Below are 11,488 nucleotides of genomic sequence, written 5' to 3' on the forward strand. Positions count from 1 at the left end.
GTGGCGAGCAGGCCGCGAGCGTGCTGGCCACGGTCAAGCGCGATGGCATCGAGGCCAAGGGCGGGCAGTGGAGCGCGGAAGAAGAAGAAGCCTTCAAGTCGCCGATCCGCCAGCAGTACGAGGTACAGGGCCATCCCTACTACGCCACCGCGCGCTTGTGGGACGACGGCATCATCGACCCGGCCGACACCCGGCGCGTGCTGGCGCTGGGCCTGGCGGCGGCGCGCAATGCACCGATCCCCGAGCCGAAGTTCGGCATCTTCCGCATGTGAGCGCGATGTCGCTGCCGAACTACTTCGCCAGCCTCGCGCGCTACCACGTGTGGGCGACGCAGCGGCTGGTCGCGTCGAACCTGCAGGGGCTGTCCGATGACGAGTGGCATCGCGACTGCGGCCTCTACTTTCGCTCGGTGCACCGCACGGTCAACCATCTGCTGCTGACCGACAACATCTGGTTCGCGCGCTTCGCCGAAGGCCAGTCGCTGCGCCTGGCGCTCGATACCGAGCTGCATGCCGATCGGGCCGATGTCTGCGATGCGCTCGGCCAGGCCGTGACGCGTTGGAGCCCGTGGCTTGCCGTGCTGCCGCCCGAGCGCTTCGATGGCGAGCTGGCCTACACGCGCAACAACGGCGAAGCGGTGCGCATCCCGTTCGCGCCGGCGCTCGGCCATGTGTTCAACCATGCGACCCACCATCGCGGCCAGATCACCGCCGCATTGACCGCGATGGCCCAACCCGGGCCCGAACTCGATTGGGTCTATCTGCTGCAACAGGAAGCGAAATCGCCATGAGCACGTCTTTCACCACGCTGGACCTGTCGATCGAAGGTGCTGTCGCGCGCATCTGGCTCGACCAGCCGGACGCCCGCAATGCCTTCGACGACATCGTGATCGCCGAGCTGACCCAGGCCTTCGTCGAAGCAGGCGCCGCGCCGCAGGTCAAGGCCGTCGTCCTCGGCGCCAACGGCCCGGCCTTTTGCGCCGGCGCCAACCTCAACTGGATGAAGCGCATGGCCGACTACTCGCGCGACGAGAACGTCGCCGACGCGGGCAAGCTGGCCGCCATGCTGCGCACCATCGCCGACTGCCCCAAGCCCACCATCGCGCGCGTGCAGGGCGATGTCTATGCCGGCGGCATGGGACTGGTCGCGACCTGCGACATCGCGGTGAGCGCCGATACCGCCTGGTACTGCCTCAGCGAGGTCCGGATCGGCCTGGTCCCGGCGACCATCAGCCCCTACGTGCTGCGCGCGATGGGCACCCGGGCGGCGCAGCGCTGGTTCCTCACGGCCGAGCGCTTCGCGGCGGCCGAGGCGCACCGCATCGGCTTCGTGCACGAGGTGGTGGCGGGCGACGCGCTCGATGCCAAGGTGGCCGAGATCGTCAAGGCACTGACCGGCGCCAGCCCGGCCGCGGTGCGGGCCTGCAAGACCTTGATCGCCGACGTGGCGGGCCAGGAGATCGACGACGCGCTGATCGCTAAGACGGTGCAGGGCATTGCCGACATCCGCGCCAGCGAGGAAGGGCGCGAGGGCGTCCAGTCTTTCCTGCAGAAGCGCAAGCCCGCGTGGTTGCAATGATGTTCACCCCCAGCCTCGCCCACTTCGTGTGGCTCGGACACCCCCTCTCCGGGGGCAATCCCAGCGGCCCGGCAAAGCCGGTTCCGCGGGATTCCTGGCCTCGAGTGGGACGGCAATGGCAGCAGTGCGCGCTGGAGAACAGCGGTGGATAGCCTCGACATGCCGCAACTGCTCGCCTTGGCCGCCGCGCTCGGCTGGGCCAGCGGCGTGCGGCTGTACCTGGTGGTGCTGCTGGTCGGACTGGCCGGCTACCTCGACTGGATCCCGCTGCCGAGCGGGCTCCAGCTGCTGGCGCATCCCGTGGTGCTGGCGGCCAGCGGCTTCATGGTCTTCGTCGAGTTCTTCGCCGACAAGATCCCGGGCCTCGATTCGATCTGGGACATGGTGCACACCGCGATCCGCATTCCCGCCGGCGCCGCGCTGGCGGCTGGCGTGTTCGGTGCCGATCACGCGGCGATGGCGTTGGTRGCGGCCTTGCTCGGCGGCGGTTTCGCGGCCACTGCGCATGCGGCCAAGGCCACCACGCGGGCCGCGATCAACACCTCGCCGGAACCCTTCACCAACGTCGGCGCCTCGCTGGTCGAGGACACCGTGGTGCCGGCCGGCCTGTGGCTGGCGGTCGCCCACCCGCTGGTCTTCGGCCTGCTGTTCATCGTCGTGCTGGTCGTCAGCGTCTGGCTGATCCGAAAGAGCTGGCGCTTCCTCAAATCCTTGCTCGGCCGTGTGGCGCGGATCTTCAGCGGCCGGCCCGACCCGGGCGTGGTGCCCGCCTTCCAGCTCAAGAAAAATCCTCCTGGAGACTCATCGAATGTTTAAGAAGATCCTGATCGCCAACCGCGGAGAGATCGCCTGCCGGGTGGCCGCGACCGCGCGCCGCATGGCCGTGCGCACCGTGGCCGTGTACTCCGACGCCGACGCCCATGCCAACCACGTGCGCGCCTGCGACGAGTCGGTCTACCTCGGCGGCAGCGCGCCCAAGGACAGCTACCTGCGCTGGCAGAAGATCCTCGAGGCCGCCAAGGCCACGGGCGCCGAGGCGGTGCATCCGGGCTACGGCTTCCTGAGCGAGAACGAGGAGTTCGCGCAGGCCTGCGCCGATGCCGGCCTGGTCTTCATCGGCCCGCCGCCGTCGGCGATCAAGGCCATGGGCCTGAAGGCCGAATCGAAGCAGCTGATGGAGAAGGCCGGCGTGCCGCTGGTGCCCGGCTACCACGGCAGCGACCAGAACCCGGCGCTGCTGCAGCGCGAGGCCGACCGCATCGGCTACCCGGTGCTGATCAAGGCCAGCGCCGGCGGCGGCGGCAAGGGCATGCGGGTGGTCGAGAAGGCGGGCGACTTCGCCTCTGCCCTGGCCTCGTGCCAGCGCGAGGCGATCAACAGCTTCGGCGATGACGCGGTGCTGATCGAGAAGTACGTGCAGCGGCCGCGTCACATCGAGATCCAGGTTTTCGGCGACACAAAGGGCAACTACGTCTACCTGTTCGAGCGCGACTGCTCGGTGCAGCGGCGCCACCAGAAGGTGCTCGAGGAAGCGCCCGCGCCCGGCATGACGGAAGCGATGCGCAAGCAGATGGGCGAGGCGGCTGTTGCGGCGGCGCGGGCGGTGAACTACGTCGGCGCCGGCACGGTCGAGTTCATCGTCGAGCAGCGCGGCGATGCGGAGCCGAGCGCCGCGCCGGGCCGCCCCAAGCAAGCGAGCGCCCCCTCGGGGGGCAGCGAGGACACGTCAGTGCCGAGCGTGGGGGCCAACATGACATTCTTTTTCATGGAGATGAACACGCGGCTGCAGGTCGAGCATCCGGTGACCGAGGCGATCACCGGCCTGGACCTGGTCGAATGGCAGCTGCGCGTGGCGGCCGGCGAAGCGCTGCCGCTGAAGCAGGAGCAGCTGCAGATCCACGGCCACGCGATCGAGGCGCGCATCTGCGCCGAGAACCCCGACAACAATTTCCTGCCGGCCACGGGCACCCTGCGCGTCTATCGCAAGCCGCAGGCCACGGCCTTCCAGCGCAGCCGCGTGCGCATCGACGACGGCGTGCGCGAGGGCGGCGTGATCTCGCCCTTCTACGACTCGATGATCGCCAAGCTGATCGTGCATGGCGCGACGCGCGAGGAAGCGCTGGCGCGGCTCGACCTGGCGCTGGCGCAGACCCACATCGTGGGCGTGGCGACCAATGTGCAGTTCCTGCGCGGCATCCTGCGCACCGATTCGTTCGCCAATGCCAGGCTCGACACCGCGCTGATCGAGCGCGAGCGCTCGGTGCTGTTCGACCAGGAGTCGCTCGGCTTGCCACTGGCGGCCGCGGCATCGATCGCGTGCACCTTGCTGGCCGAGGCGGCGGGCGCCAGTGCCGATCCGTTCAGCCGCCGCGACGGCTGGCAGTCGCATGGCGTGGCGACGCGGCCCTTCGAGTTCGAGTTCCGCGGCGAGCCGAAGAGCGCCACGCTGCGCTACCTGCACGATGGCGCGCTCACGCTCCAGGTCGGCGAGGTCTCGGGGCCACTGACGATCGGCAGCTTCCCCTCGGGCGAGCTCGAACTGCAGTTCAACGGCCAGCGCCACACGCTCAACGTCTACGAGGACGACGCCACGGCCTATGTGTTCGGCGCCGAGGGCGCGACCCGGATCGTCGCCATCGACCGGCTCGCGCATGCTGGCGAAACGCATGCCGAAGGTGGCCGACTCACGGCACCGATGCCCGGCAAGGTGGTGTCCTTCTCGGTCAGGGCCGGCGACAAGGTCAGCCGCGGCCAGCCATTGGCCGTGATGGAGGCGATGAAGATGGAGCACACCATCGCGGCGCCGGCCGACGGCACGGTCGAGGAGCTGCTGTACGTGCCGGGGGACCAGGTCGCGGAGGGGGCTGAGCTGCTGCGCATCGCGGCGTAGGCCGATGCCCAGGCGAGCTCGCAATTAAGCTCGGGGGATGACTTCCCGAATCCGAATCACCGTCTGCCTGACCGACAACCGCCCCGATCCCTGGATCGAGGGCCTCCGTGCCGCCTTGCCCGAAGCCGAGGTGGAGAACTGGTCGCCCGGCGCCGCGCCGGCCGACCATGCCGTGGTCTGGGCGCCACCGCAGCAGTTTCTCGACGAGCAGCCGGGCCTGCGCGGGCTGTTCAACATCGGCGCCGGTGTCGATGCACTGCTCAAGCTCAAGGTGGCGCCGCAAACGAAGGTGGTGCGGCTCGACGACGCCGGCATGTCGGTGCAGATGGCCGAGTATGTTTGCCATGCGCTGATCCGGCATTTCCGCGAGTTCGATGCCTACGAAGCCGAGGCTCGCGCCGGCCGCTGGAGCTATCGCAAGCCGCGCGAGCGCAGCGCCTTCCCGGTCGGCGTGATGGGGCTCGGCGTGCTCGGCGAGCGCGTGGCCAGGGCCGTGGCGCAGTTCGAGTTTCCGGTGAATGGCTGGAGCCGATCGCCCAAGCAGATCGACGGCTTGCGCTGCTTCGCCGGTGAGGCTCAGTTCGACGACTTCCTCGGCGCCAGCCGCGTGCTCGTGAACCTGCTGCCGCTGACCGCCGAGACGCGCGGCATCCTGAACGGCGACACGCTCTCGAAGCTCAACGACGGCCAGGCCGGCGGCTATTTGATCAACGTGGCGCGCGGCGCCCACCTGGTCGAAGACGACCTGATCCCGCTGCTCGACAGCGGCCGGTTGGCGGGCGCCACGCTCGACGTCTTCAACGTCGAACCGCTGCCGGCCGGGCATCCGTTCTGGTCGCATCCGAAGATCACGGTGACGCCGCACGGCTCGGCGCGGACCGAGCGAGACACATCGATCAAGCAAATCGTCGGGAAGATCCGGGCGATGGAGCGGGGGGAGGCGGTGGCGGGGGTGGTCGATACCGGGCGGGGGTATTAGGATGAAACACCCCCCGAAGCGCCTGCGGCGCCTCCCCCCTCAAGGGGGGCGATACCGGCGGCCCGGCAAAGCCGGTTCCGCGGTATCCCTGGCATTTGGCTGCGCCGGTTTCATGCGTCGTGGGTCGCGCGACAGCGTGGTGGAAAACTGAAATGGCCCGCGCAGCAGGGCCTGCGCCGGATCTCTCCCTGCCCGCGTCTGAAGCTTCCGCGTGAGGCCGGCGCGATGCCTTCGTCGCCATCGCTCGGGGAAAACCCACCCCTCTAAAAACTTCACATGCATGAAAATAAATTCATGAGTGTGAAAACAGCCTTGCGCGTCTTCGAGATCATCGAGGCCTTCGCGCAAGAGAAGCAGCCGTTGGCGCTGTCGGAAATGGCGCGGCTCCTGGACATGCCCGTGTCCTCCTGCCTGGGCCTGATCCGCACGCTCGAAGAGCGCGGCTATCTCTACGAGACCGGTCGCCGCCAGGGCTACTACCCGACCAGCCGGCTGCTGGCGATGGCGCAGGTGATCGCGGCACACGATCCGGTGCTCGATCGCGTCAAGCCGGCATTGCTCGAACTGCGCGACAGCGCGCGTGAAACCGTGGTCTTCGGCAAGCTGCGCGAGGGCGGGCTGGTGGTGTACCTCGAAGTCGTCGATGCGCCGCAGAGCATTCGCTACACCACCGGCGCCGGCGAGACCCGGCCGGCCTATGCCAATTCCATGGGGCGTGCGCTGCTGTCCACCCTGACGCCCGAAGCGCGACGGGACTACGTCAAGGCCACCCAACTCGTGCGCCTGACCGACTCGACGCTGACGACCGCGTCCGCGCTGGCCGAGGAACTCGAGCGCTCGGCTGCGCGCGGCTGGTACGCCAATCTCGGCGAGAGCATTCCCGACCTCGCGGGCATCGCCTGGCCGGTGCACATCGGCGGCCAGGCCTACGCCATCTCGGTCGCCGGACCGCGCTACCGCGTCGAGCCGCGCATCGAGGAAATCGCCGCGATGCTGCGCGCCGCCTGCCGGTCGATCGAGGAGCCGCAGCGCGCCGCCGCCGCCACGCCCAAGAAACGGTGACCGCCCGCCGCGGTCCTCCAGAGGGAGACGATCATCATGAACAAGAGCCTTTCGAGACGCCGGCCGATGCCCGGCCTGGCAGCGCCGATGCCATGAACCGAAGCACCGCCGGCGCGCCGCGCTACTTCATCCGCGAAGCTGAGATCCCCGGCTACCACCCGGCCAACCACACCGGCACGCTCAACAAGCGCCTGATCGGGCCCGACACCGTCGGCGCCAGGCAGATCGAGATGCTGGTCGGCCACATCCAGAAGGGCCAGGGCGCGCTGCCGCATGCGCACCCGGGCATCGAGCAGGTCTGCTACCTGCTCGAAGGCCGTGCCGTGGCCGAGGTCGGCGGCCAGCGCCAGGAGTTGGCGCCGGGCGACTGCTGCTTCTTCCCGGCCGATGCGATGCACAGCTTCACAGTGGTCAGCGACGAGCCGGTGCGGGTGCTGGTGATCTACAGCCCGCCGTACGAGGAATCGCCCGAGCGGGTGCTCCGCCCCTGACGCCTCGCCGCGCCACGTCAACACAACAGACAGGAGACTCGCATGCAGAAGATCGACAGGCAATCCGCCGGCACCCGCCGCCGTTTCATCGCCCTCGGGGCCGGCCTCGGCCTCGGCGGCGCCATGCCCTGGGCGCTGGCGCAGGACGGCGCCTACCCGAAGCAGCCGATCCGGCTGGTGGTGCCGTTCGCCGCCGGCAGCGGCACCGACGCGGTGGCGCGCATCACGGCGCAGATGCTCGGCGAGGCGCTCAAGGGCTCGGTGATCGTCGACAACAAGGCCGGCGCCAACGGCGTGATCGCGGCCGAGGCGGTGGCCAAGGCGGCGCCCGACGGCTACACGCTGTTCATGACCACCAACACCACGCACTCGGCCAACCCGAGCCTGTTCAAGCGGCTGCCCTATGACCCGGTCAAGGACTTCACGCCGGTCAGCCGCATGGGCAACCTGCCTTTCATGCTGGTGGTCAACAACGACCTGCCGGTGAAGAGCGTCGACGAGCTGCTGGCCTGGGGCCGTGCGAATCCGGGCAAGCTCAGCTATGCCAGCGGCAACAGCACCGGCATCGTGAGCGGCGCCACGCTGTCGCGCATGAGCGGCATCCCGATGCTGCACGTGCCCTACAAGAGCACGCCGCCGGCCATCGCCGACCTGATCGGCGGCCAGGTGTCGATGATGGTGGTCGACCTCGCGGCCGGCCTCGCGACGGTCAATGCCGGCCGCATGCGCGCCATCGCGGTCACCACGCAGGAGCGCACCAAGCTGTTTCCCGAGCTGCCCCCGCTGGCCGACACGCCCGCGCTCAAGGGCTTCGACATCACCTCGTGGAACGGTGTCTATGGACCGGCCGGCATGCCGAAGGAGATCGTCACGAAGCTCAACCAGGCCCTGGCCGGCATGGCCGACAGCGCGGTCTTTCGCGAGCGGGTCGCCAAGCTCGGCTTCGACGCCTTCGGCAGCACGCCCGAGGAACTCGGCAGCTTCACGGTGTCCGAACTCGGCAAGTGGAAGAAGCTGATCCAGGCCGCGGGCATCCAGGCCGAATGAAGGACTCGACGGCAGCCGCAGGGGCGGGCGGTCCCTTGCAGGGCATCCGCATCCTCGACCTCACGGCGGTGGTGATGGGCCCCTACGCGACGCAGATCCTCGGCGACCTCGGCGCCGACGTGATCAAGCTCGAGCCGCCGGCCGGCGACAACCTGCGTGCGGTCGGCCCGATGCGACATGCCGGCATGGGCGCGATGGCGCTGCACCTGAACCGCAACAAGCGCTCGCTGGTGCTGGACCTGAAACGGCCCGAAGGCCGCGAGGCCTGCCTGCGGCTGGCAGCCGGCTGCGATGCGCTGATCTGCAACACGCGGCCGCAGGCCATGGCGCGGCTCGGGCTCGACTACGCGGCGGTGGCCACAGCCAACCCGAAGATCGTCTACGTCGGCTGCTTCGGCTACGGCGAGGACGGCCCCTATGCCGGCAAGCCGGCCTACGACGACCTGATCCAGGGCGCGGCCGGCATCGCCTCGCTGTTCGCGCAGCAGAGCGGCGGTGCGCCGCGCTACGCGCCGGTCACGCTGGCCGATCGTGCGGTGGGCCTGCAAGCCGCCATCGCCCTGCTCGCGGCCGTGCTGCACGCGCAGCGCAGCGGCCGGGGCCAATCCGTCGAGGTGCCGATGTTCGAGGCGCTGGCGCAGTTCGTGATGGGCGACCACCTCGGCGGCCACAGCTTCGAGCCGCCGATCGGGCCCACCGGCTATGCGCGCCTGCTGGCCGCGCACCGCAAGCCCTACGCCACGGCCGATGGCCATCTCAGCGTGCTGATCTACAACGACAAGCACTGGCAGGCCTTCTTCGACGTCATCGGCCGGCCCGCGCTGCGCGATTCGCCGATGTTCGGCAACCACACGGCGCGCGCGGCCCACATCGCCGAGGTCTACGCCTTCGTGGCCGAGGTGATGGCGACGCGCACCTCCGATCAATGGCTGGCCGCGCTCGAAGCAGCCGACATTCCGGTCGCGCGCCTGCACACGACGCAAAGCCTGCTCGACGATCCGCATCTGCGCGCGGTCGGCTTCTTCCGCGACATCGACCATCCGAGCGAAGGCCGCATCCGCACGCCGGCGCCGATCGGGCGCTATGGCGAGACGCCGGCCGCGCTGCGCCGGCCGGCACCGCGCATCGGCGAGCACAGCGTGGAGCTGCTGCGCGAAGCCGGCTATGGCGAGCACGAAATCGAAGCCCTGCTGGCCAGCGGCGCGACGCTGCAGCCGGCTCCTCATTCCTCCGAAGACCCGACATGAATTTCTCCCTGAACGACGACCAGCGCGCAATGGTCGCGGCCATCGAACGGCTGTGCGAAGACTTTCCTCCGGATTACTGGCGCGAGCATGACGACAGCGCGACCTTCCCGCATGAATTCCACCGCGCGGTGGCGGCCAGCGGCTGGCTCGGCATCGCGATGCCCGAGGCCCAGGGCGGCGCCGGGCTCGGCATCACCGAGGCCGCGCTGATGATGCGCGCCATCAGCGCCTCGGGCGCCGGGATGTCGGGCGCGTCGGCCATCCACATGAACATCTTCGGACTCAATCCGGTGGTGGTGTTCGGCAGCGAGGATCAGCGCCAGCGCTTCCTGCCGCCGCTGATCGCGGGCCAGCAGAAGGCCTGCTTCGCGGTCACCGAACCCGACGCCGGGCTCGACACCACGCGGCTCAAGACCCAGGCGCTGCGCCAGCCCGGCGGCGGCTACCTGCTGCATGGCCGCAAGATCTGGATCTCGACCGCGCAGGTGGCCGACCGGATGCTGATCCTCGCGCGCACCACGCCGCTCGAAGAGGCGAAGAAGCCGACCCAGGGCCTGACGCTGTTCTACGCCGCGCTGGACCGCAGCCGGGTCGAGGTGCGCGAGATCCACAAGCTCGGCCGCGCCGCGGTCGATTCCAACATGCTGTTCATCGACGGGCTCGAAGTGCCCGAGGCCGACCGCATCGGCGAGGAGGGCAGGGGCTTCGAGTACATCCTGCACGGCCTGAACCCCGAGCGCATCCTGATCGCGGCCGAAGCCGTCGGCCTCGGCCGTGCGGCGCTGCGCATCGCGGCGCAATACGCCAGGGAACGCGTGGTGTTCGGCCGCCCGATCGGGCAGAACCAGGGCGTGGCCCATCCGCTGGCGCGCGCCTGGGCCAACCTCGAGGCGGCCGACCTGATGGTCTTCAAGGCGGCCGCGCTGTACGACGCCGGCGAGCCCTGCGGCATCGAGGCCAACAGCGCCAAGTACCTGGCGGCCGAGGCCGCGCACGACGCCTGCCAGAACGCGATCCTGACACTCGGGGGCATGGGCTATGCGAAGGAATACCACGTGGAACGCCTGCTGCGCGAGAGCTACATCCCGCGCATCGCGCCGGTCAGCCCGCAGATGATCCTGAACTTCATTGCGGAGAAGGCGCTGGGGCTGCCGAAGTCTTATTGAGCGCCGGCGCTGGGCGCTCCGGATGCAGCGGTCCGTCGGCGCCTGCACCTTCCACTTCGGACTACAGGCCCGTCGGCAGCAGTCGGCCCAGTTCGGATGCTCGTGCCTTCTATCTCGACTTGACGGCGCCGATCTGTCAATTGACGCAGGCTGATCGGTCTGTGACTTTCTTCGCGTTGTTGCGCTGAGACCGCCTCTTCGGCGGTGTCCTGCGCGCTCTTTGAGAGGATTCTCATTTTTCCTGGCAATTGAGCTTTTATAGTATTTTTCTATTCCTTTGAACATCCTCCGCGCCGATCGACCAAGCGGCCCGAAGCGGCATTCGAATGCCCGCTTGCATATGGTGAACTAATTCCCTGGGCTTTTGCATCGATCTGAATTTAGAGAACGGCTCCGGCAGGCCGGCCTGATCGACGCCGAGGTGCATGAGCGCACGGAGACGCGTGATGCGGCCATCGGTGCGGCGCAGGTACGAATTCATGCGCTGCGTCTTTGCCGCGCATTGGGTATCGGGGGGCGCCCGCCGCAGCGCCATATGCACGAGGCTTTTGCAATGAAAGCCGAATCGCGTCCTGGCAAGTCCCCGCACGGGATTGCCTTGATTGCCTGAGTTTTCGGGAATTTTTCACGGTCGAGCCATCGACCGATGGCCAAAACCCCTCTCTCAGATAGATCCCAGTCTTCGCCCAGGCGGTTTCCGGCCGTCATTCAGACGTTTCTCATATGCGGCGCAAGCCGGTGTGCATACCATTGATTGGAAGTCATCGCCCTGGTGTTTGCCCGATTAATTCAATCGGAGTCGAGGGCAATTGAAAACCTGTTTTCGAGCAGATGTTCTGCACGAAATGGCATGAATTGAAATTAGAGGATCTTTCCGGTGAACAAGTCATATATCAGTGTGTGGAACGAAGCTCTTGGGGCGTGGGTCGCCKCCAGTGAAGTGGTTGCAACCAGGGGCAAGAAGGCCTCGAAGGGCGCAGTCTTGCGCTCGCAGGCGCAAGGGGGGCTGACGGTGCCGTGCGTTCGGG

13 protein-coding genes are annotated in these 11,488 nt (G+C 68.3%); 12 read left to right on the plus strand and 1 reads right to left on the minus strand.

All coding sequences use genetic code 11. The features are described from left to right. The 11 genes from AC1D2E_RS32615 to AC1D2E_RS32665 all read left to right on the plus strand — a co-directional run. On the plus strand, positions 1 to 272 hold a 272-nt coding region (locus AC1D2E_RS32615; RefSeq protein ID WP_478201241.1), incomplete at its 5' end, for a carboxyl transferase domain-containing protein. A 5-nt stretch (positions 273 to 277) separates the two neighbouring features. Continuing rightward, complete coding sequence (locus tag AC1D2E_RS32620) at positions 278 to 790, plus strand: DinB family protein (protein WP_478201242.1); 513 nt, start codon at positions 278 to 280, stop codon at positions 788 to 790. Continuing rightward, positions 787 to 1,578, plus strand: a complete 792-nt coding sequence (locus AC1D2E_RS32625) for an enoyl-CoA hydratase/isomerase family protein (protein WP_478201243.1) — start codon at positions 787 to 789, stop codon at positions 1,576 to 1,578. Before AC1D2E_RS32620 ends, AC1D2E_RS32625 begins: the two co-directional genes overlap by 4 nt. A gap of 144 nt (positions 1,579 to 1,722) precedes the next feature. Next, positions 1,723 to 2,394 (plus strand): DUF4126 domain-containing protein, encoded by a 672-nt coding sequence (locus AC1D2E_RS32630; RefSeq protein WP_478201244.1) that lies wholly within the window; start codon positions 1,723 to 1,725, stop codon positions 2,392 to 2,394. Continuing rightward, positions 2,387 to 4,468: an acetyl/propionyl/methylcrotonyl-CoA carboxylase subunit alpha gene (locus tag AC1D2E_RS32635; RefSeq protein ID WP_478201245.1), complete on the plus strand. Its 2,082-nt coding sequence runs from the start codon at positions 2,387 to 2,389 to the stop codon at positions 4,466 to 4,468. Before AC1D2E_RS32630 ends, AC1D2E_RS32635 begins: the two co-directional genes overlap by 8 nt. 49 nt (positions 4,469 to 4,517) lie before the next feature. Beyond that, a complete protein-coding gene (locus tag AC1D2E_RS32640) occupies positions 4,518 to 5,447 on the plus strand; it encodes a 2-hydroxyacid dehydrogenase (protein ID WP_478201252.1) in 930 nt (309 codons plus the stop codon). Between the two features lie 294 nt (positions 5,448 to 5,741). Continuing rightward, positions 5,742 to 6,509: an IclR family transcriptional regulator gene (locus tag AC1D2E_RS32645; RefSeq protein WP_478201246.1), complete on the plus strand. Its 768-nt coding sequence runs from the start codon at positions 5,742 to 5,744 to the stop codon at positions 6,507 to 6,509. A gap of 92 nt (positions 6,510 to 6,601) precedes the next feature. Then, positions 6,602 to 7,000, plus strand: a complete 399-nt coding sequence (locus AC1D2E_RS32650) for a cupin domain-containing protein (RefSeq protein ID WP_478201247.1) — start codon at positions 6,602 to 6,604, stop codon at positions 6,998 to 7,000. Between the two features lie 42 nt (positions 7,001 to 7,042). Then, positions 7,043 to 8,047: a Bug family tripartite tricarboxylate transporter substrate binding protein gene (locus AC1D2E_RS32655; protein ID WP_478201248.1), complete on the plus strand. Its 1,005-nt coding sequence runs from the start codon at positions 7,043 to 7,045 to the stop codon at positions 8,045 to 8,047. Continuing rightward, positions 8,044 to 9,294 carry a CaiB/BaiF CoA transferase family protein gene (locus AC1D2E_RS32660; RefSeq protein ID WP_478201249.1) on the plus strand — a complete coding sequence of 417 codons (1,251 nt, stop codon included), beginning with the start codon at positions 8,044 to 8,046 and terminating at the stop codon, positions 9,292 to 9,294. The genes AC1D2E_RS32655 and AC1D2E_RS32660 overlap by 4 nt, the downstream gene beginning before the upstream one ends. Next, positions 9,291 to 10,460: an acyl-CoA dehydrogenase family protein gene (locus AC1D2E_RS32665; protein ID WP_478201250.1), complete on the plus strand. Its 1,170-nt coding sequence runs from the start codon at positions 9,291 to 9,293 to the stop codon at positions 10,458 to 10,460. Before AC1D2E_RS32660 ends, AC1D2E_RS32665 begins: the two co-directional genes overlap by 4 nt. A 256-nt stretch (positions 10,461 to 10,716) precedes the next feature. On the opposite strand, the gene AC1D2E_RS32670 is transcribed toward AC1D2E_RS32665, so the two are convergent. Then, a complete protein-coding gene (locus AC1D2E_RS32670) occupies positions 10,717 to 10,941 on the minus strand; it encodes a hypothetical protein (RefSeq protein ID WP_478201251.1) in 225 nt (74 codons plus the stop codon). 396 nt (positions 10,942 to 11,337) lie between these two features. On the opposite strand from AC1D2E_RS32670, the gene AC1D2E_RS32675 reads away from it, so the two are divergent. Beyond that, positions 11,338 to 11,488 (plus strand): ESPR domain-containing protein (locus AC1D2E_RS32675; RefSeq protein ID WP_478201253.1); only part of this gene is annotated, 151 nt, incomplete at its 3' end.

The sequence above is a fragment of the Variovorax sp. P1_H2 genome (assembly GCF_056405295.1).